The organism is Amycolatopsis sp. FU40 (assembly GCF_021903635.1).
GTDB lineage: Bacteria > Actinomycetota > Actinomycetes > Mycobacteriales > Pseudonocardiaceae > Amycolatopsis > Amycolatopsis dendrobii.
Window position 1 is genome coordinate 2,344,530 of record NZ_CP091381.1, and the last position, 26,942, is coordinate 2,371,471.

Consider the following 26,942-nt stretch of genomic DNA (forward strand, 5'->3'; position numbering starts at 1 on the left):
GCAGGGTCACCTCCGCCGCGCGAGAATACGAGTTAGAGTCTGCAACCATGCCTAAGGTCATCGATCACGATCAGCGACGACGGGAGATCGTCGAGGTCGCCAAGAAGCTGATCATCGAAGGCGGGTTCGAAGCCGCCACGATGCGCAGCATCGTCACCGCGGCCGGGTTCGCGAACGGTGCCCTGAAGCACTACTTCCCCAGCAAGGACAGCATCATCGCGGCGACGTTCGAGAGCGTGCTGCAAGAGACCTCGCAGCGGATGTCCGAACTCGACCCCGCGCTCGGCCCGATGGAGTCGCTGCGCGGGTTCGTCGAGGCGGCGATCCCGTTCGACGAGCACCAGATCGCGTCCGCGCGGGTGCTGCTCGTGCTGTGGGAGCACTCGGTGGCGAACCCGGATCTCGCCCGGCAGTACCGGGATCTGCTGACCAGCTGGCGCGCGGAGCTGACCACGCGGATCGCGGCTGCCCGGGGGAAAGGCGAGGAGCCCGGCGCGCCCGCGATCACCGTGCTGGCGGACGAGATCGTCGCGGTGTCCATCGGGGCGAACGTGACCAGTCTGATGCATCCGGTGGGGGAGGTCGCCGGGCGGTACCGCGCCTACATCGACGGGCTGATGGCCAGGGTCGCTCTCTGAACCCGCGCCCGGGGCGCGGAAGGGCGGTTCCGGGGAACGCACGGGCAAACCCGCGCGCATCTGGGTCCGGTTGCCCCGGATGCCCGGGAAGTCCACTGCTAACGTCGGCTGTCGGCCGGGCGGCGCGCGCCCGGGCGAGCGACGAGCCGAGGGGGGCTTCTTGAGCAATCCGCTGATTGCGCCGACGAAGGATTCGACGACGGCGTATTCCGGGATCAGTCTTCTCGAAGCCGCCGCGGGCCTGAAAGAGGCGATCGAAGGCGGGTCGTGGGCGTCGGTCGCGATGGGCGCGGTCGGGGTCGCGCTGGACGCGCTGTCGACGGCGCTCGACCCGTTCGGCGCGATCCTCGCCGCCGGGGTCGCCTGGCTGATGGAGCACGTGGGCCCGCTGAAGGAAGCGCTCAACGCGCTCACCGGCGACGCGGACCAGATCAAGGCCCAGGCCGAGACCTGGACGAACGTCGCGAAGGAACTCGAGTCGATCGGCGCGGACCTCACCGAGCAGGTCGAACGGGATCTGCAGTCCTGGACCGGCGAGGCGGCCGACGCCTACCGGGAGCGGACCAAGGACGTCGCGAACCTGCTGGGCGCGGCGCAGAAGGGCACCGAGGGCGCCGCGTCCGGCGTGAAGACCGCGGGCGAGGTCGTCGCCGCGGTGCGGATGCTGGTGCGCGACATCATCGCGCAACTGGTCGGGCACCTGATCAGCTGGGCGCTGCAGGTCCTGCTGACGGCCGGGATCGGCCTGGCGTGGGTGGTGCCGCAGGTCGCCGCCGCGGTCGCCAAGACCGCGGCGCAGATCGCGAAGCTCACGACCCGCCTGGTGCAGGCGCTCAAGGCGTTGCTGCCGCTGCTGAAGAAGGCCGGGACGCTGTTCGGCGACGCCGCCAAGTCGCTGAAGGGCATCAAGGGCGGCAAACCGCCCGCCGCGCCGAAGCCGAAGGACATCTCGACGCCGAAGGGCTCCCCGGGAGGGAAGGGCGGCGGCAAGGCCGACGAGTCCACCACCACCTCGTCCGCGGCTCCGCCCCCGCCGCACCGGAGCGACCCGCCGCCGCCTCCGCCCAAGGGCGACTCCTCGCCGGGCGGCGGCCACGGCGGCGGCCCGGTCCCGCCGCCCGCTTCCCGCGGGATGCAGTCCCCGCCGCCGGCGCCGAAGAAACCCCCGGCCGCGCAACCGAAATCGCCGCCGCTGAAGGACCAGGGCACCAACCCGCGCTCGCCGGAGAACGTGCGCTGCGAGAAGGACCCGATCGACGTCTCGACCGGGCAGATGATCCTCGCCGAGGTCGACGCCGAGTTCTTCGGCACGCTGCCGCTGCGGCTGGAACGCACGCATTTCTCCGGTTTCCGCACCGGCGGGCTGTTCGGCGCGAGCTGGATGTCCACTGTGGACCAGCGGATCGAGGTGCACGACGCGGGCGTCAGCCTCGCCGTCGCCGACGGCACCGTCGCCCACTACCCGCATCCGCCGGTCGGCGAGTGGATCGTCGCCGAACAGGGCCCGCTGCGCCCGCTGACCCGGCTGGACGACGGCGGCTACCTGGTGGAGGACCAGGTGACGGCCCTCGCGATGCGCTTCGCCGGGGACACCGGCGCGCTGCTCTCGCTCAGCGACCGCCACGGCCACCGCGTCGACTTCCTCCGCGACGCCGACGGAACCCCGGTGGAGCTGCGGCACAGCGCCGGGTACCGCGTGCGCGTGACCACGTCCGGCGGCCGCGTCACCGCCTACCATTCGGTCGGCGCCGGTCCGGACGTCGAACTCGCCCGGTTCGGCTACACCGACGGCCGGCTCACCGAGGTGGTCAACCCGTCCGGCACGGCCATGCGCTACGAGTACGACGACGCGGGCCGGATCGTGTCCTGGACCGACCGCAACGGCGAGTGGTACCGCTACCACTACGACGCCGAGGGCCGCGTCGTGCGCACCGAGGGCTCGGGCGGATTCCTCAGCGGCACGATGGAGTACGACCCGGGCAACAGGATCACCCGGTCGGTCGATTCGCTGGGCCACACCACGGAGTTCCGGTTCAACGAGGCCGGTCAGGTGATCGCCGAGACCGACCCGCTCGGCCGCACGACCCGCTACGAGTGGGATGCCCGCGACCGGCTCCTCAGCGAGACCGATCCGCTGGGCCGCACCACTTCCTACACCTACGACGGCCTCGGCGAGCTGCTGTCGGTCACCGCCCCGGACGGCGCCCGCACCACCTACGAGCGCAACGAGTCCGGCTTGCCGGTGTCGATGACCGGACCGTCCGGCCAGGTCAAGCGGTGGGAGTACGACGAGTCCGGCAACCTGCTGCGGGAGACCGAGCCGGACGGCGCGACCACCACCAGCACGTACGACGAGCGCGGGGTCCTGACGTCGGTGACCGACGCGCTCGGGGCCACCACGCGGATCGAGTCCGACGAGAGCGGGCTTCCGGTCGCGGTCACCGACGCGCGCGGCGGCACGACCCGCTACGACCGGGACCGCTTCGGCCGGATCGTCGCGATCACCACCCCGGCGGGGGCGCAGGACCGGTTCGGGTACACAGTGGACGGTCGGCTCGTCTGGCACCGGGACGCCGACGGCGCGCTCGAGAGGTGGACCTACGACGGCGAGGGGAACGCCCGCACCCACACCGACGCCGGGGCGGGGGTCAGCACCGGCGAATACACCCACTTCGACCTGCTCGCCGCGGAGAACCGCGCGGACGGCAGCCGGGTTTCGTTCGGCTACGACACCGAGCGCAGGCTCATCGCGGTCACCAACGAGCAGGGCCTCGTCTGGAGCCACGAGTACGACGCCGCCGGATACCTGGTGCGGGAGACCGATTTCGGCGGCGTGACCGTGCGGTACCGCTACGACGCGGCCGGACAGCTGGTGGAGCGGACCGACCCGGCAGGCACCTCGACGTACCGCTACGACCTGGCCGGGAACGTCGTCGAGCAGACCGTCGGCGAAGTGACCACGCGCTTCAGCTACGACCCCGACGGCCGGATCACCGGCGCGGACGACGGGCGCACCAAGGTCACGCTGGAACGCGACGCCGCCGGCCGCGTCGTCGCCGAGACGGTGAACGGCCGCACGATCCGGTCGGCCTACGACGCGGCCGGACGCCGGATCTGGCGGCGGACGCCGTCCGGCGCGGAAAGCACGTGGGACTACGAAGGCGGCGAACCGGCGGCGCTGCGCGCGGGCGGGCGCACGCTGCGCTTCGACCGGGACCCGGCGGGCCGGGAGGTCCGGCGGACGCTGGACGGCGGCGTCACGGTCGAGTCATCCTGGTCGGCCGCGGCGCAGCTGCTCGCGCAAACGATCAGCACCGGCGCCGGGCAGCCGGTGCAGGAACGCGCGTACCAGTACCGCCCGGACGGCCACCTCGGCGCGCTCCGCGACCGGCTCACCGGACCGCGCGAGTTCACCCTCGACGCCGCCGGCCGCGTCACGGCGGTGCGTTCGCCGCAGTGGACCGAGCGCTACGGCTACGACCCCGCGGGCAACCTCGTCAACGCGTACTGGCCGGCCGAAACCGAGCGGCACGCGCTCGGCGGACGGATGTACCGCGGCAACGTCGTCGACGGCGCGGGCGCGGTCCGTTACGTCCACGACGAACGCGGGCGCATGGTCCGGCGGGAGGCTCCCGGCGCGGTCTGGCAGTTCTCGTGGAACCCCGGCGACCAGCTCACCGACGTGCTGACCCCGGACGGCACCCGCTGGCACTACACGTACGACCCGTTCGGCCGCCGGATCGCGAAGGAGCACTTCGCCGCGGACGGCGTCTCGCTGCTCGAGCGGGTCGATTTCACCTGGGACGACCGCGTGCTGGTGGAACAGGCCGCGCGCGGCCGGGTCACCGCGTGGGACTACGAGCCGGACAGCTTCCGCCCGCTGCTGCAACGGGAACTGGCGTCGCGCGGACCGCGGGAGCCGGTCGACGAGCAGTTCAGCCTGATCGTGGCGGACCTCTCGGGAGCCCCGGCGGAACTGGTGGCCCCGGACGGCCGCGTGACCTGGTACGCGCGCACCGGTCTGTGGGGCGCCGCCGTGCAGGAGACCGCGGCCGGAGCCAGCACGCCGCTGCGGTTCCAAGGGCAGTACCACGACGCCGAAACCGGGCTGCACTACAACCTCGCCCGCTACTACGACCCGGCGCTGGCCCGCTACCTCAGCCCGGACCCGATCGGCCTCGACGGCGGCTCCCACCAGTACGCCTTCGCGGGCAACCCGCACGCGTACGCCGACCCGTACGGGCTCGCCCCGGACTTGTGCAGGGGGACCACGCCCTCGGGCGCCGGTCCCTCGGGCACCACCACGCGAGGCAGGCCAGACCTCCGGATCAACACCGACGTGCCCAATCACGGGCCCGCCTGGTACGACAAGATGTCGCCCGGGGGCAAGTACGGGGCGAAGAAGCTGGACAAGAAAACGGGCAAGATGGTGCCCAAGTACAGCAACCGCACCGCGGCGGGCTACGTCAACCCCGACCACATGCACGGCAACATGATCCCGCTCTGGGCGAAGGCGGCGAAATCGCCGCTGCCTCCCGAACTGTCGCACCTGGACAAGAACAACCTCGGCCAGCTGAGCCGGACCGACCAGACGAAGCTGAAGAACTGGCTGAGCCACCCGGACCGGCGGTTCGACACGAAACAGCCCGGCGAGTCCTACACCGGCCAGCCGGGCAACGAGATCAAGGGGCACAGCAAGAGCAAGAACCCCGCGTTCAAGAACGACCCCGAACGGCAGGGCGGCGTGCTCGGGCACGACACCGCGGCGGGCACCGACTGGAACAAGAACGGGATGAAGCGGCCGCGTCAGGACAACCTCGAACACAACAACCAGACCGACACCTACCACGGCATCGAGTCCGCGGGCCGTTCGTCGGGCAGCGGGTCGAAAGAGGACCGCTACGAAGCCCCCGGGCCGAACAACCACGGCCTGCCCGAGTACTGGAACCGGGACCACCCGGGGTTCAAGGACCAGGGCGGGCCGTGGCCTTCCTACAAGGAAGGCGAGTGGACGCCCGACGCGCCGACCACGCCCACCGCGCCGAAGCTGCCGGGCCCTCCCGCTCCCGACGGACGGCCCGCCAAGCGCCCGCGGCTCGATTAGGCGGGGGAGAAGGCAGGACGGCGGCACTGGGCGTCGTCCTGCCGCGGCGGCTCCGGGCCGGGGCTTCGCCGGAGCGGCGAGTCCGGCGGAAATGCCACCGGATCTCGGAGGCGCGCGTGCCGGAATTCCCGCCGGGATCAGCCGGTGTGCGGCCTTTTCCCGGCCGTTCGGCGGGATTCCGGTCCGTGCGCGTGCTCCGCGTGGCGTCGTCCTGGACCAGACGCGAGGTTTTGTCTACGCTTGGAGAATGACAACCGCGTTCCCGGTCACCCGCACGCTGTCCTCCCGTCCCGCCGCCGGGCCTCCGGTCGTGCTGATTCACGGTTTCGCGTCTTCGGCAGCGGCGGACTGGCCCGCCGAGTGCTGGGCCGACCCGCTGGCGGCCGCGGGACGGGAGACGATCGTGGTGCACCTGCCCGGCCACGCGGGCGGTCCGAAGGTCGCCGAGGCCGGCGAGGTCACCGCCGCCCGGGTCGTGGACGCGCTGGCCGAATGCGCGGGCACGGAGGAGGTCGACGTCGTCGGCTACTCGCTCGGCGCGCGGCTCGCCTGGGATCTCGCCCGGCATCCCCGGACTTCGGTGCGCCGCCTCGTTCTCGGCGGGCTGAGCCCGCGGGAACCGTTCGCCGCGGTCGATCTCGCCGCCGCACGAGCGGCTGTCCGAGGCGGACCGTCGCCCGCTGATCCGCTCACCGGTGCGATCGCCGCCATGGCGAGCGCGGGGGACGCGGAGTCGCTGCTGAACCTCGTCGAGGGCCTGGCGGCCGAGCCGTTCGATCCGAGCGCGGGCGTCCCGGCCGTCCCGACGCTGTTCCTCGCCGGACGGGAAGACCTGATGGCGCACGGCATCGAAGAGCTGGCAGCGCAGGTGCCGGGCGCGCGGATGCGGCACGTCGCGGGCGATCACCGCGGCGCGCTCGTCGGAGTGGAACTGCGCGAGGCCGTGCTCGACTTCCTCGGCGCGCCGGACGCGGCCTGACCGGCGAAACGGCCGCGTCCGTGCCAGCCTGTGCTGGTGACGACCTTGGCCCAGCTCCGCAGAACTGCCCTGTCCTACCCGGAAACGGCCGAGCTGACCGTCGACGGCACGGTCGCGTTCGCCGTGCGGGGCAAGGAATTCGCCGCCCTGCGCCCGGATCGGCAGGTCGTGCTCCGGATGACCGGGCCCGACGCGGACGACCTGCGCGCCGAACACCCGACTGCGCGCCGGGTCGCCCGCGCCGGGGTGCGGCTGCCGATCGGGGATCTCGACGGACAGCAGCTGAACCACTGGGTACGGCGGGCGTGGCTGGCCCGCGCGCCGAAGCGGCTGGCCGCCCCGGTAGCCGCGGCGGGCACGGCGGTCGCGGGAGAAGTCGGCGACCTGCCGAGGGCGATCGGGAGCCCGGCCACGCGCGCCCTCCACGCGGCCGGGATCACGACCCTCGCGCACACTGCCGAGCGGACCGACGCCGAACTCCTCGCGCTGCACGGCGTCGGCCCGAAAGCGGTGCGAATCCTTCGCGAGGCTCAGGGCTGACCTGCCGCGGTACGTGAGCCGGCTCCGCTCGGCGGCGGACAGTTATCGCGATGCGCACAGGCCGTTGCGGCGGCCTGGATCGGGCAGAGCACGCGAATCCACGAGGTGTCTCCCGGCTCTGCCCGTCAAGTCAGCGACGCAGCCGAACCGCCGCTGCCAGGACCGGTGTGGCCGCGGCGGTGGCCGCGGCTCCAAACCCGGTGTCGGTAGCGAGAATCCACCGAACGGTCTTCATCGCCAACGTCAAGACCTCGCTGCCGCGCTGGCGCATCTCGGCTTCGAACCGTCCGACGGCCGCGGTGCTGCCGTCTTCGGACAGGTGCCGCACCAGGCTCGCCGCGTCACGAATCGCTGCGCCCGCGCCCATGCCCGCCGTGGGCGGGGTGGCGTGGACGGCGTCGCCGAGGGCGGTGATCCGGCCGGCGGGCCACGGTGCGAGATCAGCCGCGCGGGTGGAGGCGGCGTTGAAGCGGAAAGCGGCGACGCTCTGCGGATCAGCCTTGGCGATGACCTCGAGGGTGTGCTCCGCCCAGCGTCGCTTGCGGAAGGCAGCCAGGATCGCGGCCTGCAGTTCGCCGCCGCGGAGGGTGCGGAGGGCGCCGGTCGCGGCGGATTCGGGAAGCATGGCGCCCCAGATGTAGGTCGGGCCGGTGGTGACGGACATCCGGAGTTCGGGGGCGTCGAGTGCGGCATTGCCGACTGGGTCGAGGAAACCGACGTACAGGGCGGCTCCGTGCGGTGCGATGGCGGTGCCGGAGCGGGATCGCAGTCGTTGCTGCTCGGGCTGGCTGAGGTCGCGGCGGAGGGTACGGCCGGAGAAGCCGATGATGCCTGCCGGACGGTTGGTCGGGCCGCCTGCCAGATGGCGGGCGACTACGGAGTGGGCGCCGTCCGCGCCGACCACCAGATCGGCCGAGATCGGTGCACCGTCGGAGAAGAGAACCTGGGGACCGTCCGCGCTGACGCCGGAGACGGCGCGGCCGAGGTGCAGGTCGTCACCGACGGCTTCGGCCAGCAGGGTGCGCAGGGTGATCCGGTCGACGTCCACGCTTCCGCTGCCGCTCAGGTCGGGTCCGCGGCCGAGGAGCCGGCCGCGGCGGTCCCAGAACGCGTCGCGTTCGCGCAGCCGCAGTGCCGAACCCGAGGCTAGCAACCGCTGCATGATTTTCGGTTCCACCAGTTCCGCGAGCGCCGACTGCGCCCGGTCGTCCAGCGTGATGTGGTAACCGCCGGTCGCGGTCACGTCGGTGTCGCGGTCGAACACCGACACCTCGAATCCCCGGCCGCGCAATCCCGCACCCAGTGCCAGCCCGCCGATTCCGCCGCCGACTACAACCACCCGCATGTCTGACTGTCCTTCCGCTCTGTCCCGAACGGAGCCCACCTTGCCCCGGGTAGTGGACATCGAGTGGCCAGTACATGATGGAACCCGTGGCGAACACCTCGCACCGGGCCCTCCGGCTGCTGTCCCTGCTCGGCTCCGGACGGGTGTGGCCGCTGCGCGAACTCGCCGCCCGGCTCGAGGCCAGCGAACGCACCGTCCGCCGCGACATCGAGACCCTGCGCGGGCTCGACTACTCGATCGCCACCGTCCGCGGTCCGGACGGCGGCTATCGCCTCGCGGCGGGAAACACGTTGCCGCCATTGCTGTTCGACCACGACCAAGCCCTCGCAGTGGCGGTGGCGCTGCAGACCGCGCCCGGCACGATGTTCGGATTGGGCGACGACGCTTCGCGCGCAATGGCGACCCTGCACCAGGTCATGCCTCCCGCGCTGCGGGCGTCGATGGAATCCCTGCGCCTGACCCGGCTGCGGAACTACTGGGAATTTCCTGGACCGCCGATCGACCCCGCTGCGCTCACCGCGGTCGGAACCGCCGTGCGGCACCGGCAGGTGCTGGTCGCCGAGACCCTGCGTCCGGACGGCACCCGCGCCGAACCCGGCGACGCCGACTTCGAGGCCGCACATCGGATCGAGCCGCACCATCTGGTCGTCTGGGCTTCCCGGTGGTATCTGGTCGCGTACGACCGGACGGAGCGGAAATGGCGGGTGCGGCGGGTCGACCGGCTGAAGGTTCGCCCGACCACGCAGCAGTTCCCGGTCCGCGCACTGCCTGCCGACGATCTCGCGCAGTTCGTGATGAGCACCCACGACCGCGGGGACACCCCCGCGCAGTGGCCGTGCACCGGATCCGCCCGGCTCGCCCTGCCCGCGGCCGTCGTGGCGCGCTGGGCTCCGGGCGGTTCGGTGGTGGAAGACCTCGACGCCGACCATTGCCGGCTTACGCTCGGGGCGTGGTCCTGGGCCGGGATCGCGGGCATCCTCGCCACTTTCGACGCCGATCTGACTGACGTCCGTCCGGCTGAACTCGTTGCCGCGTGCGGAGAACTCGCCCGGCGATGGGCCGCTATGGGGACTCCGGCCCGGTAGGCGCGGGATCCGGCGGGTCGCCCTCGAAGCCGTTGGCCCAGTAACGGCCGCGCAGCGAAAGGTTCTGCAACATCCCGGTGGCCTCTTCCGCGGACATCGGCGCGGGCTCGGTTTCGAGCCACCACCGCAGGACCGCGAGCTGTTCCCCGACCCATGCCCTGGCCAGCACGCCGAGGTCGATGCGCGGTGTCACGTCGTGGTGGTCGGCCCGGGACCGGAACACCTTGCCGACCCCGTCGATGCGCGCGTCGGTGAACTGCCGCAGCGCCCGGCCGTCGCCTTCGCCGCGCAGGATGAGCAGGTAAAGATCCCGGTTCTCGCGGGCGTGCCGGAACAGCTCGAGTGCCGGTTTGCCGGTGAAGCCCACCGAGGACGCCGGGACCAGCGGGCGCAGCCGTTCGTCCAGTTCCTCCTGGAGTTCGGCGACGACGTGCCGCAGCAGCGCGTCCTTGTCCGGGTAGTGGCTGTAGAACGTCGCGCGGCCGAGGTCGGCCCGTTCGGTGATGTCCTCCACCGTCACGTTGGCGTATCCGCGTTCGAGCACCAGCGACACCAGCGCGTCGCGGAGCAGGCCGCGCGTGCGGCGGGTCCGTCGGTCAGTGGTCGGCAAGGGGCCCCCTTCGGTCGTTGCCGGCCCGAGTGTAGCGAACTGTTGACACCGCGACTGTTAATAGACACAGTGTCCAGCATTGGTCAATCTGACGGAAAACAGGGAGTCGGCGTGAACCTGGGCAGCTATGTCACCCGTGCCAGCACGTTCTGGCCCGATCAGCAGGCGCTGGTGTGCGGCGAGCGGCGGTGGTCCTACCGCGAGCTGGAGAAGCGGACCAACCGGCTGGCGTCCGCGCTGCTCGCGTCCGGCGTCGAGCCCGGGCAGGCGGTCGCCACCTTCGCCGGCAACAGCGCGGAACTGGTGGAGACCGAGATCGCTTGCTACAAGGGCGGTTTCCTGCGCGTGCCGATCAGCGCGCGGCTGTCCGCGGGCGAGGTCGAGCACATCCTGGCGGACGCGGACGTGCGAGTGCTGCTCGTCGACGCCGAGCACGCCGAAGCGGCACAGAAGGCCGCCGCCGGGACCTCGTGCGCGCTGATCGACTACGACGGCCGCACCCCGGAGGCCCGGTCTTACGCCGACGTGCTGGCGGCGGGGTCGCCGGAGCCGGTCGCGGTCGAGGTGGGCGCGGAGGATCCGGCGGTCCTGCACTTCACGTCCGGGTCCACCGGGAAGCTCAAGGCCGCGGTGCAGACGAACGGAAACCGGCTGGCGAACATGCGCAAGCGGTTGATGAGCCCGGAGGGCGCGCCGTCCGCCTCGGAGAAGTACCTTGCGGCGGGGCCGATCACGCACGCCACCGGAATGGGTTTGCTCGCGGCCTTTTCCCGCGGGGCGACCGCGGTGGTGCTGCCGCGGTTCGGTGCGGCGGAGTTTCTGGAGGCGGTCGAGAAGGAACGGATCACCTCGACGTTCCTGGTGCCGGTGATGCTGAACATGGTGCTGTCGCACCCCGCCGTCCGCGCCGCTGACCTGTCCTCGCTGCGCTGCCTGCGGGTGGGCGGCGCGCCGGTGTCGCCGCAGCGCTTGCGCGACGCGGTGGCGGCGTTCGGCCCGGTGGTGATGCAGGGGTACGGGCAGGGCGAGACCACCAGTGGCGTCACGGTGCTGACCTGCGACGACGTGGTGCGTGGGATCGAGAAGGACCCGGAGCTGCTGTCCTCGGCCGGGCGGCCGCTGTTCGACTCCGAGGTCCGGGTGGTCGACGACGAAGGACAGCCGGTGCCCGCCGGGGAGCTCGGCGAGGTGGTGGTGCGCGGTCCGGACTGCGTGACCGAGTACTGGCACGAACCGGACCTGTCCGCGGAGACGTTCCGCGACGGCTGGGTGTACACCGGCGACATCGGCTACCTCCGTGCCGACGGCTATCTGTTCATCGTGGACCGCAAGAAGGACATGATCATCTCCGGCGGTTACAACATTTTCTGCACCGAAGTGGAGTCCGTGCTCTACGAGCATCCCGCCGTTTCCGAGGCATGCGTGGTGGGCGTGCCCGACGAGCAGTGGGGCGAAGCGGTGAAGGCGGTCGTCGTCCGCCGCTCCGACGTCACCGCCGAGGAGCTGATCGAGTTCTGCGCGGAACGGCTGGCGCGGATCAAGAAACCCCGTTCGGTGGACTTCGCCGGCGAACTCCCGGTGAACCGCAACGGCAAGATCGACCGGCGCGCGGTGCGGGACCGGTATTGGGCGGGCGAAGCCCGGAAAGTCCACTGAGGAGGCCCGGCATGTCCTTCACCCTCACCCCGGCTTACGACGGCAACCCGCGGCTCGCGGAGCTCGTCGGCCGGCTGCGCGAATACCTGTCCGGCGAGCTCGCCGACTACGAGGCCACGCTCGGGCTGACCCCGGAGACCCCGCTGACCCGGGCGATGATCGAACCGGTGTGGAAACGCTGCCGCGAGCTGGGTTTCTACGGTGTCCACCTGCCCGCCGAGTACGGCGGCCTCGACCTGACGTACACCGAACTGGCCGCGCTCAAGGAGGAAGTCGGCGCGTCCGGCCGGATCCTGTACCACTGCGTGCTCGGCGACCTGGGCGGCCCGCTGCGCGCGGGCGCGATCTTCTCGACAGCTACCGAGGAACAGCGCGAGCGATACCTGCTGCCGGTGGTTCGCGGGGAACGGGCGTGCTGCTTCTCGCTGACCGAAACCAATGCCGGGTCGGACGTGCGGGCCATGCGCACCACCGCGACCCCGGACGGCGACGGCTGGCGGATCAGCGGCCACAAGGTGTTCTCCTCGGCCGGTCCGATCGCGGACTTCTCGGTGCTGGTCGCCCGGATGGCGGGGGAGGACGAGAGCTACTCGGCCTTCCTGGTCGACCTGGACTCGCCGGGCTGCACTGTCGCCGACGGCGAGGTTCCGATGTCCGGCCAGCACATCGAGTCCGACATCGTCCTCGACGACTGCTACGTCGGCCCGGAGCAGCTGCTCGGCCGGGTCGGCGACGGGCTGCGCATCGGGCTCGGCCGGGTCACCACCAACCGGTTGCTGCACTGTCCGACTGTGCTCGGCCACGCCCGCCGCGCGCTGGAACTCACCATCGAATTCGCCCGCACCCGCCAGGTGTTCGGCGGCCCGCTGGCGGCGCTGCAGTCGATCCAGCACAAGATCGCCGAGATGGGCACCGCGTACTACGCGGCCCGCGCCATGACCTACGACGCACTGTCCGAACTGGACTCCGGGAGCAAGCCGAGCACGGAGGCGTTCATGTGCAAGCTGTTCGTCGCGGAGAACGCCTTCCGCATCGCCGACGAGGCGGTGCAGATCCACGGCAAGGCCGGGCTCGTGCGCGGGGCCGAGGTGGAGTGGCTGTTCCGCCGCCTGCGGATGTTCCGCGTGCTGACTGGATCGTCGGAGATCCAGAAGAACGGCATAGCGAAAGCCCTGCTCCTGCCGTCCGGGGCCCGGCGATGAAGCCCGCGGGCACCCGGCCGCGATCGGCCGTGCCGGCCGGCGCCGCGGGAAGCACCTGGCTGCGCCGCTGGTCGGTAGTGGCCATGCTGCTGCTGTTCATGCTGATCAACTACGGCGACAAGACCGTCCTCGGACTGGCCGCGCGCCCGATCATGCACGAGTTCGGGCTGAGCCCGTCGCAGTACGGACTGCTGTCGAGTTCGTTCTTCTTCCTGTTCAGCGTGTGCGCGCTGGCGGTCGGCCTCGCGTCGAGCCGGATCTCGACCCGGTGGATCCTGCTGGTGCTCGCGCTGATCTGGGCGGTGACGCAGGTGTCGGTGGTCGCCGCGAGCGGGATCGGGCTGCTGCTGGCCAGCCGGATCGTGCTCGGCGCTGCCGAAGGACCGGCACAGCCGATGGCTCTCCACGCGGCCCACAGCTGGTTTCCCAACGCCAAGCGCAATATCCCGAGCGCGCTGATCGTCGGCGGCGGCGCGCTGGGCGGGGCGATCGCGACCCCGCTGCTCACCGTGGTGATCGTGCATTTCGGCTGGCGCGCGGCGTTCCTGGCCATGTTCCTGGTCGGCTGCGTCTGGTGCGTGCTGTGGCTGGTGATCGGGCGCGACGGTCCGGTCGACCGCGCACCGGCCGGGGCGGCGCCGCTCCCGGCCAGCCGGGTGCCGTACCGGCGGATCCTGCTCTCCGGAACCTGGCTCGGCGGATTCACGGGCGCGTTCGGTGCGTACTGGACATCCACGCTGATGGTCGCGTGGCTGCCGTCCTACCTCGAGATGGCGCTCGGCTACAGCACCGGCGAGGCCGCCGCGATCGCGACGATTCCGTGGGTGGCCGGGCTGATCCTGACCTTCACGCACGGCGCGCTCACCCAGTGGCTGCTGCATCTCGGCGTGCCCAGCCGGATCGCCCGCGGCATCCTCGGCGGCTGCGTGCTGATCTTGGCGGGATTGGCGATGGTGCTGCTGCCGACTGTCACGCAGCCCACGCTGCGGATCGTCCTGATCGCCGTGGCGTTCAGCTTCCACGGCGTCACTTTCGCCAACGGACAGACCGTCAACAGCGAGATCAGCCCGCCCGCGCAACGAGGTGCGGTGCTGTCGGTCAGCGTAGCGCTGGTCACCGTCGCCGGGCTGCTCGCGCCGTATGTCACCGGTCGGCTGGTCGAGGCCGCTGACGGACCGGCCGCCGGTTTCGCCACCGCCTTCGCCATTCCCGGAGTCCTGATGATGGCGGGCGGCGTGGCCGCGTTGTTCTTCGTCCGCCCCGAACGCGACGCCCGGCGCATCGCGGCACTCGCCGTAGTCAAGGAGAAACCGTGACCAGCCCGTACACAGTGGACAATGCTTACTGGAGCCGCGGCTACGTCGACCCGGCCTTCGTCCGCCTCGGCATGACGCGCGCCAGGGAAACCGGCCCGACCCGGCGGGTGTGGCGCGGCGCGGGCCCGCGCTGGGACCTGCCCGAGGATCCGCACGACCTGGACCACCTGCTCGTGACCCCGAAGGCCGGGGGAGCCTCGGTCACGTTGACCGAGTTCCTGGCCGGCGCGGAAACCGACGCGATCCTGGTGGCGCACCGGGGAAAGGTCGTGTACGAGCGGTATTTCCACGGCATGCGGCCGCACGACGTCCACCTGTCCGCATCGGTCGCGAAGTCGTGGACCGGACTGCTCGCCGCGATGTTGCTGGACGAAGGCGTACTGGAGGCCGATCAGCCGCTGGCCCGTTACGCGCCCGAACTCGCCGGCACCGCGTTCGGCGACGCCGCGATCCACCACCTGCTGCACATGGGCACCGTCATGGACTACGGCGGCCGGCCGTTCTGCAAGCCCCTTGAGGCACAACGGTATTTCGCCGCCGTCGGCATCGTGCCCCGTCCCGCTGGCTACACCGGCCCGACCAGCGTCAAGGAGCACCTCGCCACCGCGCGGGCCGTCGCGCCGCCGGGTACCGAATTCCGCTACGACAATGGAAACACCGAAGCGGTCGCCGAAGCCCTTCGCCGCGTCACCGGCGTCAGTCTCGCCGATCTGTGGAGCGAACGCGTCTGGTCTCACCTGGGCGCGGACGAGGACGGCGCGTACTGCCTGGATTCCACCGGAACGGAGATCGCCTGCGGCCGCTACAGCGCGACCCTTCGCGACCTTGCCCGGGCAGGGGAGATGCTCCGTCGTGGCGGCGCGATCAGCGACCGGCAGATCGTGCCGGAACGCGTTGTCGCCGATCTGGCCAACGTGCCGCCCGGGCCCGCGCAGCGCGCCCTGCCGACCGGTGCCGCGCGGCCGATCGGCTACCACAATTTCTGGTGGGTCACCGGCGACGGCCACGGCACGTTCGGCGCGCGAGGCATCCACGGCCAGCGCTTGCAGGTCAGTCCGGGGCGGGAGCTGGTCATCGCGCACTACGGTTCGCACGTGATGTCGCCGTCGGTCCCGGTGCCGCCGCTGGAAGCGGTGTTCGCCCAGATCGGCGACCACCTGGCCGGGTAGCGCAGGCGCCGGACCTTCCCGGCGGCCGGCCGGGGAGGTCCGGGCCGAGTTCGGGCGCCGTGCCGTTCGCCTGCGCTGAGGGCGCGCCTGGCGGGTTCGCGTCGCGAGTCGTCCCGCCGGAACCCGGGGCGTGCCCGAGGGCGGTCCGGCAGCTTGGCGGCGGCCCGGCCGCTCCGCTGGTCCGGGCGGCGACGCTCGCGTCGCGCGGAGGCAGCGAAGCGCCGCCGCGACCGTAGCCGCGGACATGACGAGCAACTGGATCCGCTGCGGCAGGCCGGTCAACCCGAACGGGTAGCACGCCAGGCATCCGATTCCGGCGACGGCCCAGACCGCGACCAGCAGGCGGACCAGCCTCCGGTCCCGCCGGGCGCCGGACGCGGCGGCGAGCCTGCCGAGCGCGAGCGCGACGCAGCCGACCGCGAGCTGTGCCACCACGCTGGCTCCGAGATGCGTCAAGTGGTGCCACGAGACCTGTCCGGCGAATTCGCGCCGCTCGCAGGCCGGGTCCACAGTGGACACGCAGTCCGGGACGAAAGCCGCGTCGGCCACGGTAGCGACGCCGAAGACGACGAGGCTCCACCAGGTCACGGCCGCGGCCCGGCCCGGCGGCAGCACCCGCCGCAAGAGCAAGGCCGCGGCGACGTATCCGGCTCCGGCGACGAGGTCCCCGGTCCGGAACAACTGCTGATACGGCTGGAACACCGGGTAGTGCTCGCTGACGAAGCCGCGGACCGGGGACAATCCGGTCGGCAGCACGAATTCGAGCAGCCACGCGGCGTAAGCGGTCCCGGCCGCGAGCAACAGCCAGCCCGCCGGTCTTCGGGCAGCCGAGTCCGGACGGCGGGCGGGGCGGGGCCAAGGGGCCCGGACCGGGTGCGGAAGCCGGGCCGAGTCTCGCATCGCGATTCCTTCCGGCGACTGCCGAGCGCGGAACCTCGGTTCAGTCGTGCTGGCCAGGTTGTTCTTCCGGAGCGGCGCCCGGCTCGCCGGTGTCGATCGTCAGCTTGAGGTAGCGCTCGATGCCCAAGCGCCGCCAGCCCCGGGCGTGCGACGGGCGGACCTGGGGGAGAGCGGCAGCCGCGTCCAGGATCTCCGGTGCGGTCACCCGGTAGCTGTCCCCCTTCGTCTCGACCGTGGCGTGGCCGGCGGCACGGACGTTGCGGACCCAGTCGGTTCGCGGGCCGTAAGGCAGCGGAATGACGAACCCGTCCTCGGTGCGGTCGGCGACCACAGGCGTGGCGTACTCGGCGCCGGAACGGCGTCCGGTGTGCCGCAGCACCGCCGCGTAGCAGAATCGCCGGCCGGCGATCCGCAGCATGGCCGGGTTGAGGATGTGCTTGGTGAAGCTGCGCAGCGCGTCTTTGCCGGAGTGCTGCCGGACTGTCGCCAGCACGCGGTCTTTGATGGCCATCGAGTCCTCCCGTGTCGGATTGCCGGGTCGAGTCCATGGTCGTGCCGCCCGGGTGTCCCGGGCAGGAGGAGAAGGCCCTGCCCGGCGTGGACGTTGGTTCCCATCAGACGGCCAGGGCACCGCAGTGCTCACACCCCGGGCTTGAGCCCCTTCTCCGCGCGGAAATGCTGCTGCAGCGCGCGTTTCGCCACCGTCGCGGTGAACGCGAGAGCTGCGGCGGCGACCAGCGCCAGTGCGGCCAAACCGAGCGCGTACGAGCCGAGACCGCCGTAGAGCGCGCCCATCACCAGCGGCGGGATGAATCCGCCCAGACCGCCCGCGGCTCCGACGATTCCGGTCACCGAACCTACCTTGTTCGCCGGGACGAGCATGGCGACCATCGCGAACACCGCACCGCTGCCTGCGCCGAGTGCCGCTGCCATCGCCAGGAATGCGACCGTGCCCAGAGGCATCAGGCCTGGGCTGAACGCCTGCACCGCGGCGCAGGCCGTGACGACCGCGAATACTCCGCCGAGCACGCGCACGGGTCCGAAGCGGTCCGAAAGCCATCCGCCGACCGGGCGCATCACCACGGCGAAGAGCACGAAACCCGCCATCCGGTTGGCGGCGTCGGTCTGGGCCAGTCCGTAGCCGGTCTTCAGGTAAGCCGGGAGGTAGACCGAAAACGCGACGTATCCGCCGAACGCGATCGCGTACAGCGCCGAGGCCTGCCACGTCACCGCGAGCCGGAGGGTCTCGCGCATCCGCCGGGCCAGCGGCTCCGTCGGCACCGCGCGGCCCGGTGCGTCACGCAGCAGGGCGGCGGCGAGGATCGCGTATCCGACGAGGACCGCGGCGGTGATCAGGAACGGGGTCGCGACACTCCCCGCCTTCACCAGCGGGACGGTGGTCAACGCGCTGATCGCGGTTCCGCCCATGCCCGCCCCGAACACGCCGATCGCCAGCCCGCGCCGTTCGGGCGGGAACCAGGCGTTGACGAACGGGACGCCGATCGCGAACGACGTGCCGCCGAGGCCGAGGAAGAAGCCGCCGATCAGGAGGGCGGCCAGCGACGAATGCCCGGCGAGGCCGAGGAACAGCACCGGCAGCGCGGTCAGCGCCGAGAGCACCGGGAACATGATCCGGCCGCCGTAGCGGTCGGTGAGCGCGCCGACCGGGATCCGGCCGAGCGAACCGACCACGACCGGCACGGCGACCATCAGGGCCTGCTCGAACGCGGTCAGCTTCAAGGAGTCCTTGAACAGCGGGCCGAGCGGGCTGAGCAGCGCCCAGGCCCAGAAGTTGAGCGCGAACCCGGCGGTCGCCATGGTCAGCATGAGCGCCGGTCTGCCGGGTCCGGCAGGGCGGTCCTGTGTCGAGGTCATCGACGCCTCATTCGTGTCGTTCGGGTGCCCGCCGGCCGGCGGGGACTCCTCCAGCGTCCGGTATCCGCGTTGCCGGAAGCAGAGCCGAATTCCCTCCGCGGGAGGACGAAGGTCCCGACTGTCCACTCCGGACTAGAAGGTCAGGAAGCCCGCCGCGGCAACGGAAACCAGTCCGGCGAGTTCGACCAGCCCGATCCGGGACGGTCGCCGCGACGGGTCGTGCCGCCAGAGCGATCGAGCGGACAGCAGAACGAACGCGACTGCCGGCCACCACCAGCCGGCAGCGACCGCGAGCCCGGCCGCCACGAAGGCGGCGGCGAGTGAGAAAGCCCGCGCCGCAACGGTGTATGCGGGATTGGCGCGTTCGCGGATCAGGGACTTCACCTGCAGCGTGGAGCCGACCAGAGCGACCGCGGCGAGTGCCGCGGCGGCGAGCACGGGAGCGGCGGTCATGGCCGCCCACGGCGCATTGCCTGCCACCACGCCGGCCACGACGGGGACCAGCGGAAGCGGGCGGGCCGGCGCGCGGTGAGCAGCCCGGTGACTGCCCAGCCCGCCGGATGCGCGGACACCCAGGCCGCCCCGAGCGGGATCAGCCAGCAGGACCAGCCGCCTGCCGCGATGCCGAGCAGGAGCGGCAGGCCGAGAAATCCCCAGGCTCCGTGCTGCGGCGGCAAGAGCGGAGCGTGGCGTCGCGTCACCGGAGGCGGTCCGCGGCCCGCGCGGCGACGTCGGCGTCACTGCAGAACCCGGTGCGGCGACGTTTGAGACACAGGAGACCGAGCAACGCACCGTCGCGGTTGATGACGGCGAGTCGCCGCTGCCCGCGGCGGAGCAAGAGCCGGCGCGCGGCTTCGGCGGGCAGGTCCGCCGGGACGGTCCGGCCGGCCAGCCGCGCATACCGCAGCGCCGGGCCGCAGGCGCTGTCGTCCAGGTCTTCGCGGACGAGGGTGCCCAGGAGGCGGCCGGAGTCGGTGAACAGGAGCAGGTGGACGTGGTCGTCGGCGAAGCAGGCCCTGGCCTCGGCGACGGAAGCGTGGGCGGGCAACGTTTTCGGCAGCCGGACGACGACGTCGGCGACTGACGGTTCCGGTTCAGGCACGGGTTCCTCCGGTGGTCCGGTCCCGCACCGCGGCCGGGGAAGGCGCCGGTGCGGGCGGCGCGCCGCGACGGGCGCGATAGACGACGTATGGACGCCACAGGTACGCCAGCGGCGCCGACCACACGTGCACCAGCCGCGTGAACGGCCAGAGCGCGAGCAGAAGGAATCCGCCGACGGCGTGCAACTGGTAGACCAGCGGCGCGTCGATCATCAGATGGGTCCGCGGGGAGAACCAGAAGACGCTGCGGAACCAGACGGCGATGGTCTCGCGGTAGTCGTAGCCGTGTCCGAACAGGTTGACGCCGACCGTGGCGGTCATGCCGAGCACCACCATCGCGGCGAGCGCGACATACAGGACTTTGTCCATTGTGGTCGTAGCGCGGCGTACCCGGCCGTTGGCCACCCGGCGCGCGATGAGCAACACCAAACCGGCGCCCAGCACGAGCCCGGAGAGAGTGCCGCCCCACACCGTGACGGCGTGATAGAGGCCTTCGGGGACGCCGACGGCGCTCGTCAGCCACGCCGGGACCAGCAGACCGGCCGCGTGCCCGGCGATCACGCCGAACGCGCCGAGATGGAACAGCGGCGAGGCCCAGCGCAGAATGCGGCTTTCCAGCAATTGGCTGGTGTGCGTGGTCCAGCCGAACTGGTCGTGGCGCCACCGCCAGACGTGGCCGAGCACGAACACCGCCAGGCAGGCGTAGGGCAGCACGATCCAGACGAACGTGGTCACGGGGCACTCTCCAGGGAGGGACACGAGGCGAAGGCGAGCTCGGGACCGAAGCCGATCGCGTCGACGTCGGCTCCGTAAGCGGCCAGCCCGACCGATTCGACCGGCGGGCCGTCCACGGCGAGCGCGGTCACCGCCGCCTGGTCGCCGGGGGTCAGCGGCGGCAGCGCGGCGACCACGGCGGCGAGCACGTGCCGGTACGGCGACCCGGCCTCTTCCAGCGCGCGGCGCAGCAACTCCAGGCCTCGCCGATGCTGGCGCAACGGGGCCTCGCCGTCGCCGGGACCCGCGGCGGCGGCGAATTCCAGCACCACCGGCAGCAGGTCGGGCAGTTCGCCGTCGGCCAGGCGCAGGCCGTGCGCGCGATAGCGTTGTTTGAGCGTCAGCAAAGCGATCCCGCGTTTGCGGGTGTCGCCGTGCAGGTAGTAAGTCAGGTAAAGCCCGCTGCGCCGGCGCAGGTCGAACGTGCGCACGTAATGGGTTTCGACGGCAAGCGGTCCGGTGGCGGACAGCCAGTCGAGAAACGCCGACAGCAGGTCTCGGACATCGGGGTGGGCGATCGTGTCGACGGCGGCATGAAGTTCTTCCGCCGCGGCGAACAGCCGGGCGTCGGGATAGGCGAGCAGGACCGACGCGAGGTCGAACAACCGTGCCCGATCCGGCGAATCGACCGTCATGACGCGCCTCCCGCCGGGTCGATGGCCAGCCCGAGCCTGCCGTCGGAGCGGCGGCTGAGAAGGCCGCGCCGTCCCGGGCGGACGCGCTCGTCACCGGAGACGAGGTGGAATCGCTCGGCGGTGGCGGGCAGTTCGGTCATCCCCGGACCGCCCGCGCAGTCCAGCGAGCAGTCCGAAGCGGACGCTGCCTGCGCTTCGAGCGCCGCGGCGTCCTTGTCGTAGGCCGTCGGCACGACGTAGCGCTCGTCGTACTTGGCGATGGCCAGCAGCCGGTACATCGCCTCGATCTGCTCGCTCGACATCCCCACCGCGGCGCACAGTTCCCCGGCGACAGTGCCGTCGAGGGTGCGGGCCCGCATGTAAGACCGCATAGCGGCGAGCTTCATCAGCACTCCGGCGACGGCGTCGGAGTCGCCCGCGGCGAACAGTTCCGCCAGGTACTCCACCGGGATCCGGAGGTCGCGGATGGTGTGGAAGACGTCGTCGGCGTCGGTGTCGTCGCGGCCGGCGGCGCCGACCGCGTCCAGCACCGGCGACAGCGGCGGCACGTACCAGACCATCGGCAGGGTGCGGTATTCCGGGTGCAGCGGCAGCGCGATCCGGTACTCGCCGATCAGCCGCCACACCGGCGACGCCTGCGCGGCGAGCACCCACTCCTCCGGCAGACCCGCCTCGGCGGCGAGCCGGACCGTCTCCGGATCGTGCGGGTCGAGGAACACCGCACGCTGCGCGGCGAGCAGTTCGTGCTCGTCCTCCACCGAGGCAGCGGCAAGCACCGCGTCCTCGTCGTAGAAGACCAGGCCGAGATAACGCAGCCGGCCGACGCAGGTTTCCGAGCAGATCGTCGGCTGCCCGGCTTCGATCCTGGGGAAGCAGAAGGTGCACTTCTCCGCTTTGCCGGTGGCGTGGTTGACGTAGACCTTTTTGTACGGGCACGCGCTCACGCACATCCGCCAGCCGCGGCAACGGTCCTGGTCGACCAGGACGATCCCGTCCTCCTCGCGCTTGTACATCGCCCCCGACGGGCAGGCCGAGACGCACGCCGGGTTGAGGCAGTGCTCGCAGATCCGCGGCAGGTGGAACATGAACGTCTTCTCGAACTCGAACTTGACCCGCGCGGCGGCCTCGGGGTCCATCGCCGCGAGGTTCGGGTCGGTTCCGGCCCGTTCCGGCGCTCCGCCGAGGCTGTCCTCCCAGTTGGCTCCCCACTCCAGGCGGATCGGCTCGCCGGTGAGCGCCGATCGCGGCTGCTTGACCGGAGTGTCGGCGGACCCGGCCGGAGCGTCGAGGAGGAGGTCCTTGTCGAAGGTCGCGGGTTCGTAATAGTCCTCGAGCGACGGCAGGTCCGGGTTCGCGAAGATCCGCGAAAGCCGTTTCGCCCGGCCGCCCGAGCGGAGCACGAGCCTGCCCTTGGCATCGAGTTTCCAGCCGCCTTTCCAGCGCTCTTGGTCCTCGTAGTGCTTCGGGTAGCCGATGCCGGGCTTGGTCTCGACGTTGTTGAACCAGACGTACTCGGTGCCCTCGCGGTTGGTCCAGGTCTGTTTGCAGGTGACCGAGCAGGTGTGGCAGCCGATGCACTTGTCGAGGTTCATCACCATGGCCACTTGAGCGCGGATGCGCATGTCAGTACTCCACTTCCTGGCTGCGCCGCCGGACGACGGTGATCTCGTCGCGCTGGCTGCCGATCGGTCCGTAGTAGTTGAAGGCGTAGGTCAGCTGGGCGTGCCCGCCGGCGAGATGCGTCGGCTTGATCAGCAGCCGGGTCATCGAGTTGTGGTAGCCGCCGCGTTTTCCCTTTCCTCGGCCGCTTTTCTCGGTCTTCGGGACGTTCACCGTGCGCTCGGGGGAGTGGTACTGGAACACCGTGCCCTCGGGCATCCGGTGGCTGACCACGGCTCGGGCGGCGAGCACGCCGTTGCGGTTGACCGCCTCGACCCAGTCGTTGTCGGCGACGCCGATCTTCGCCGCGTCCTCGACGCTCATCCAGAGCACCGGCCCGCCGCGCGACAGCGCGAGCATCAGCTCGTTGTCGTGGTACATCGAGTGGACCGACCACTTCGCGTGCGGCGTCAGGAACCGGACGGTGACGCCGCCGTCGGCGAGTTCGCCGGGTTTTCCGAAGTGCCGCGCCATGTTCAGCGGCGGCCGGTAGCCGGGCAGGTGCTCGCCCAGTTCGGCGACCCAGTCGTGCTCGACGAAGAACTGCTGCCGCCCGGTGAGGGTGTGCCACGGCTTGCGGCGCTCGACATTGATCGTGAACGGCGAATAGCGGCGGCCGCCCTTTTCCGAACCGGACCATTCCGGGCTCGTGATCACCGGCTGCGGGGCCTGTTGCGTGGCCGCGTAGGTGACGTGCTCGGTTTCGTGGCCTTCGACGAGGTCGGCGAACGGCTGCCCGGTCCGCTTTTCCAGCTGGAGGAAGCCTTCGTGCGCCACCCGGCCGTTCGTCGTGCCGGAGAGGGCGAGGATCGCCTCGCACATCCGGTCCGCTGTGGACAGTGACGGCCGCCCGGCGAACGGACCGTCGGCGACGACGCCGTTGCGACGGCGCAGGTACTCCAGTTCCGGGGCGACGTCGACGGTGATGCCCTTGGTCGTGGTGCCGAGTTCGTCCAGCAGCGGGCCGACCGCGCGCATCTTGGCGCCGAGGAGCGTGTAGTCGCGCTCGATCTCGATCAGCTTCGGCATCGTCACGCCCGGCACCGGTTCGCATTCGCCGCGGCCCCAGTCGCGGACCCGCCCGGACGGCGTGGCCAGTTCGTCGGGGGTGTCGTGCTGCAACGGCGCGGCCAGCACGTCGCGGCGGGTGCCGAGATGGGCGACCGCGAGCTCGCTGACCTTGTCCGCCAGCGCCAGGAACGCGTCGTAGTCGGTGCGCACCTCCCCGGGCGGATCGACGGCGGGGGAGAACGCGTGCACGAAGGGGTGCATGTCGGTGGTGGAGATGTCGTGCTTCTCGTACCAGGTCGCGGCGGGCAGCACGATGTCCGAGTGCAAGCCGGTGTTGGTCATCCGGAAGTCGACAGCGGTGAGCAGGTCGAGCTTGCCGGTCGGCGCGTCGTTCCGCCATCGCACGTTGCGCGGGCGTTCGTCCGCGCCGCATTCGTCCGCCGAGGCGAGGGAATCCACGCCGAGCAGGTGCTTGAGGAAGAACTCGTTGCCCTTGCCCGACGAGCCGAGCAGGTTGGCCCGCCACAGGGTCAGGCAGCGCGGGAAGTTCGCCGGGTCGTCGGGATCGTCGGCGACCGCGCGCAGCCGTCCCGCCCGCAGTTCGCCGACGATGTGCTCGGCCGCGCTCACCCCGGCGGCCGCGGCTTCGTCGGCGAGGTCGAGCGGGTTGCGGTCGAACGCGGGATGGCCCGGCGACCAGCCCATCCGCTGCGCGGCCGCGACGGTGTCGGCGAAGGACATCCCGGCCAGCCTGCCTTCTCCGAGCGGGGAAGCCAGTTCGTCGGCGGGCACCTTCTCGTAGCGCCACTGGTCGGTGTGCAGGTACCAGAACGGCGTGGCGGCCTGATGGCGCATCGGGCGCTGCCAGTCGAAGGCGAAGCTCAGGTGCTGCTGGCCGGTGAGCGGCCGAGCCTTCTCCTGGCCGACGTAGTGCGCCCAGCCACCGCCGTTGACGCCCTGGCAGCCGGTGAGGGTGACCAGCGCGATCAGCGCGCGGTAGGTCATGTCCGAGTGGAACCACTGGTTCGCGCCCGCGCCGAGCGCGATCATCGACCGGCCGCGGCTGCGCTCGGCGTTGCGCGCCAGTTCGCGTCCGATCCGGGCGGCCAGCGCCGCGGGCACGCCGGTGATCCGTTCCTGCCAGGCAGGCGTGTGCGGGGCTTCGGCGTCGTCGTAGCCGGCGGGCCATTCGCCGGGCAGGTCGCCGCGACGGACGCCGTACTGCGCCATGAGCAGGTCGAGCACGCCGGTGACGAGCTGCTCTCCGATGCGCACGACGGGAACGCCGCGGCGCATGGTGCCGCCGCCCTCGGTCTCGCCGACGTCGAAGCGGGCGAGGTCGACGGCGACCTGGCCGGTGGCGTGGTCGAGCACGCCGAGCGCGGGCACGACGTCGCCGAGATCGAGGTTCCACCGGCCTTCGCCCCCCGCGCCGTACCGGAAACCGAGGGATCCGTTGGGCACCAAGGGTTTTCCGGTGGCGTCGTCGAGCAGCACGGTCTTGTGCCGCGCGCCCTCGCCGTCGTCGCCGAGATCGGCGGCGGTGAGGAACCGGTCGGTGGCGTAGACCCCCGGCTCTCGTTCCCGCAGCGTCACCAGGAACGGCAAATCGGTGCAGGACCGCACGTAATCGGTGAAGTAGGGGACCTGGCGGTCGCGGAAGAACTCGGCGAGCACGACGTGCCCCATGGCCATCGCCAGCGCTCCGTCCGTGCCCGGGTGCGGGGCCAGCCAGTCGTCGGCGAACTTGACGTTGTCGGCGTAGTCCGGGCTGACCGCGACCACCTTCGCACCGCGGTAGCGCGCCTCGGCGAGGAAATGCGCGTCCGGGGTCCGAGTGACCGGGATGTTGGACCCCCACATGACCAGATAGGTCGAGTTCCACCAGTCGCCCGCCTCCGGCACGTCGGTCTGGTCGCCCCAGACCTGCGGCGAGGCGACCGGCAGGTCGGCGTACCAGTCGTAGAACGAAAGCAGCGTGCCGCCGAGCAGCGCGTGGTAGCGGGTGCCCGCGGCGAAGGAAGCCATCGACATCGCCGGGATCGGCGAGAACCCGACCACGCGGTCCGGCCCGAAGGTCTTGGTGGTGTAGACGTGCGCGGCGGCCACCATCGTCGTCGCTTCGTCGAAAGTGGCGCGGACGAACCCGCCGCGGCCGCGCTGTCCCTTGTACGCCTCGGCTTTGCGCGGATCCTCGACGATGTCCGCCCAAGCCGCGACCGGGTCGCCGAACCGCTTCAGCCCGGCCCGGAACATGGTGAGCAGCGAACCCCGCACGTACGGATGGCGCACCCGCGACGGGGAGTACTCGTACCACGAGAACGACGCGCCCCGGGGACAGCCGCGCGGCTCGTAGTCGGGACTGTCCGGCCCGGTGCCGGGGTAGTCGGTCGCCTGGTGCTCCCAGGTGATCAGGCCGTCCTTGACGAAGACGTTCCACGAGCACGAACCGGTGCAGTTCACCCCGTGCGTCGACCGCACGACGCGGTCGTAGCTCCACCGGTCGCGGTAGAACGACTCCCACGCGTTCGCGTCGATCTGGTGCAGGGTCCGCCCGTGGTCGCCGACGGTCTCCTTGGTCAGCAGCCGCCGCACGCCGAGCAGCGGTCCGTGCCCGGGAACGCGGTCGTCGGCGGGCACTGGTCGAGTAGGCAAGGCGACTCCTTCGGGCGGTCCGGCCCGGCGGGACTGTCCCGCTGCGACACCACCCGGGTGCCGGCCGTACGCCACCCAGCTTCGGCGAACGGTGCGGACCGTTCACCAGGCCTACGTCACGGGTCGAAGTGACCTTCGGCCTCGGGCGGCGGGGCCCTTTCGCATCGGCCGGGAGCTAGGCGCCGATGCCGAGCATCGGGCAGTCAGGGGTCTGGTCGGCCTCGAGCCGGTATCCGGGCACCAGCCGCGCCTGGCCGGGCGTGAATTCCACCCACACCGAGCCGGGGCGCAGATCGGGGGTGCGGTCGACGACGATCCCGGTCATGCCTTCGAACTGGCCGCCGTGCGCGCGTACGCGCAAACCGGCGGGGAACCCGCCCGGGTGGGCAGGTCCTGGATCAGCGGTGCGACGAACCATGTCGTCCTCCTTTCCGGAGGAAAGCAGCGGGCTGCTGCTTCAACGATGCCGCGGGCGGAGCCGCGCGGCCGAGACCGCTGCCCCCCGCCGATTGACTGCGGTGCAAGCGAAACCGGCGGCCTCGGCAGGGAGCGGCGGCAGCGGCGGGGCCGGGGGGCGAGGGGAAGAGCCCGTGCCGCCGCCACCGCTCGAGGCGAGAGCGCCGCTGCCGATTCGTCGGGGAGGCACGCGAGCGGCTCTCGCACTTTCGATTCTTCTTCCCGCGGCCGAC

Annotated in this window: 21 protein-coding genes and 1 pseudogene; 9 read left to right on the forward strand and 13 right to left on the reverse strand. The window is 71.4% G+C overall.

Annotated elements, in window-relative coordinates:
* Positions 1–47: 47 nt before the first annotated feature.
* From L3Q65_RS11680 to L3Q65_RS11695, 4 genes are all read left to right on the forward strand, one after another.
* Complete coding sequence (locus L3Q65_RS11680) at positions 48–638, forward strand: TetR/AcrR family transcriptional regulator (protein ID WP_182896244.1); 591 nt, start codon at positions 48–50, stop codon at positions 636–638.
* Between the two features lie 160 nt (positions 639–798).
* Positions 799–5,742 carry an RHS repeat-associated core domain-containing protein gene (locus L3Q65_RS11685; protein WP_237599621.1) on the forward strand — a complete coding sequence of 1,648 codons (4,944 nt, stop codon included), beginning with the start codon at positions 799–801 and terminating at the stop codon, positions 5,740–5,742.
* 247 nt (positions 5,743–5,989) lie between these two features.
* Positions 5,990–6,721, forward strand: a complete 732-nt coding sequence (locus tag L3Q65_RS11690) for an alpha/beta fold hydrolase (RefSeq protein ID WP_182896242.1) — start codon at positions 5,990–5,992, stop codon at positions 6,719–6,721.
* A 36-nt stretch (positions 6,722–6,757) separates the two neighbouring features.
* Positions 6,758–7,261 (forward strand): hypothetical protein, encoded by a 504-nt coding sequence (locus L3Q65_RS11695; RefSeq protein ID WP_182896241.1) that lies wholly within the window; start codon positions 6,758–6,760, stop codon positions 7,259–7,261.
* 130 nt (positions 7,262–7,391) lie between these two features.
* On the opposite strand, the gene L3Q65_RS11700 is transcribed toward L3Q65_RS11695, so the two are convergent.
* Positions 7,392–8,606, reverse strand: coding sequence for an NAD(P)/FAD-dependent oxidoreductase (locus L3Q65_RS11700; protein ID WP_182896240.1), 1,215 nt, complete (start codon positions 8,604–8,606; stop codon positions 7,392–7,394).
* A gap of 86 nt (positions 8,607–8,692) precedes the next feature.
* Between L3Q65_RS11700 and L3Q65_RS11705 the strand changes: the two genes are divergently transcribed.
* On the forward strand, positions 8,693–9,691 hold the full coding sequence (locus L3Q65_RS11705; RefSeq protein ID WP_182896239.1) for a YafY family protein: 999 nt from the start codon (positions 8,693–8,695) through the stop codon (positions 9,689–9,691).
* Here L3Q65_RS11705 and L3Q65_RS11710 read toward each other — a convergent pair.
* Positions 9,669–10,301, reverse strand: coding sequence for a TetR/AcrR family transcriptional regulator (locus L3Q65_RS11710; protein WP_182896238.1), 633 nt, complete (start codon positions 10,299–10,301; stop codon positions 9,669–9,671). The genes L3Q65_RS11705 and L3Q65_RS11710 overlap by 23 nt on opposite strands.
* A 111-nt stretch (positions 10,302–10,412) precedes the next feature.
* On the opposite strand from L3Q65_RS11710, the gene L3Q65_RS11715 reads away from it, so the two are divergent.
* Genes L3Q65_RS11715 through L3Q65_RS11730 form a run of 4 tightly spaced genes read left to right on the forward strand, consistent with a single transcriptional unit; the run spans position 10,413 to position 15,644 of the window.
* Positions 10,413–11,957, forward strand: coding sequence for an AMP-binding protein (locus tag L3Q65_RS11715; RefSeq protein WP_237599622.1), 1,545 nt, complete (start codon positions 10,413–10,415; stop codon positions 11,955–11,957).
* Positions 11,958–11,968: 11 nt separating this feature from the next.
* Positions 11,969–13,159, forward strand: a complete 1,191-nt coding sequence (locus tag L3Q65_RS11720; protein WP_237599623.1) for an acyl-CoA dehydrogenase family protein — start codon at positions 11,969–11,971, stop codon at positions 13,157–13,159.
* 29 nt (positions 13,160–13,188) lie between these two features.
* Positions 13,189–14,475 (forward strand): MFS transporter, encoded by a 1,287-nt coding sequence (locus tag L3Q65_RS11725; protein ID WP_237599624.1) that lies wholly within the window; start codon positions 13,189–13,191, stop codon positions 14,473–14,475.
* Positions 14,472–15,644, forward strand: coding sequence for a serine hydrolase (locus tag L3Q65_RS11730; protein WP_237599625.1), 1,173 nt, complete (start codon positions 14,472–14,474; stop codon positions 15,642–15,644). Before L3Q65_RS11725 ends, L3Q65_RS11730 begins: the two co-directional genes overlap by 4 nt.
* 276 nt (positions 15,645–15,920) lie before the next feature.
* Here the strand turns inward: L3Q65_RS11730 and L3Q65_RS47590 are convergent.
* The 11 genes and pseudogenes from L3Q65_RS47590 to L3Q65_RS11780 form a co-directional block, all read right to left on the reverse strand.
* Positions 15,921–16,544 (reverse strand): annotated as a pseudogene (locus tag L3Q65_RS47590) (DUF998 domain-containing protein); the annotation flags it as partial.
* A gap of 40 nt (positions 16,545–16,584) precedes the next feature.
* Positions 16,585–17,055, reverse strand: coding sequence for a nitroreductase family deazaflavin-dependent oxidoreductase (locus tag L3Q65_RS11735; RefSeq protein ID WP_182896233.1), 471 nt, complete (start codon positions 17,053–17,055; stop codon positions 16,585–16,587).
* A gap of 128 nt (positions 17,056–17,183) precedes the next feature.
* Complete coding sequence (locus tag L3Q65_RS11740; RefSeq protein ID WP_237599626.1) at positions 17,184–18,419, reverse strand: NarK/NasA family nitrate transporter; 1,236 nt, start codon at positions 18,417–18,419, stop codon at positions 17,184–17,186.
* A gap of 132 nt (positions 18,420–18,551) precedes the next feature.
* Complete coding sequence (locus L3Q65_RS11745) at positions 18,552–18,872, reverse strand: hypothetical protein (RefSeq protein ID WP_237599627.1); 321 nt, start codon at positions 18,870–18,872, stop codon at positions 18,552–18,554.
* Positions 18,869–19,120, reverse strand: a complete 252-nt coding sequence (locus L3Q65_RS11750; protein WP_237599628.1) for a YwiC-like family protein — start codon at positions 19,118–19,120, stop codon at positions 18,869–18,871. The genes L3Q65_RS11745 and L3Q65_RS11750 overlap by 4 nt, the downstream gene beginning before the upstream one ends.
* The gene (locus L3Q65_RS11755; RefSeq protein ID WP_182896230.1) at positions 19,117–19,521 is read right to left on the reverse strand and encodes a CBS domain-containing protein; all 405 of its coding nucleotides are present in this window, start codon (positions 19,519–19,521) and stop codon (positions 19,117–19,119) included. The genes L3Q65_RS11750 and L3Q65_RS11755 overlap by 4 nt, the downstream gene beginning before the upstream one ends.
* Complete coding sequence (gene narI / locus L3Q65_RS11760) at positions 19,514–20,254, reverse strand: respiratory nitrate reductase subunit gamma (RefSeq protein ID WP_237599629.1); 741 nt, start codon at positions 20,252–20,254, stop codon at positions 19,514–19,516. Before narI ends, L3Q65_RS11755 begins: the two co-directional genes overlap by 8 nt.
* Positions 20,251–20,928, reverse strand: a complete 678-nt coding sequence (gene narJ, locus L3Q65_RS11765; protein ID WP_237599630.1) for a nitrate reductase molybdenum cofactor assembly chaperone — start codon at positions 20,926–20,928, stop codon at positions 20,251–20,253. Before narJ ends, narI begins: the two co-directional genes overlap by 4 nt.
* The gene (narH, locus tag L3Q65_RS11770; protein ID WP_237599631.1) at positions 20,925–22,550 is read right to left on the reverse strand and encodes a nitrate reductase subunit beta; all 1,626 of its coding nucleotides are present in this window, start codon (positions 22,548–22,550) and stop codon (positions 20,925–20,927) included. The genes narJ and narH overlap by 4 nt, the downstream gene beginning before the upstream one ends.
* A 1-nt stretch (position 22,551) precedes the next feature.
* Positions 22,552–26,253 (reverse strand): nitrate reductase subunit alpha, encoded by a 3,702-nt coding sequence (locus L3Q65_RS11775; RefSeq protein ID WP_237599632.1) that lies wholly within the window; start codon positions 26,251–26,253, stop codon positions 22,552–22,554.
* Positions 26,254–26,428: 175 nt separating this feature from the next.
* Entirely contained in the window at positions 26,429–26,671 is a 243-nt protein-coding gene (locus L3Q65_RS11780) for a hypothetical protein (protein ID WP_182896225.1), read from the reverse strand.
* Between the last annotated feature and the right edge of the window lie 271 nt (positions 26,672–26,942).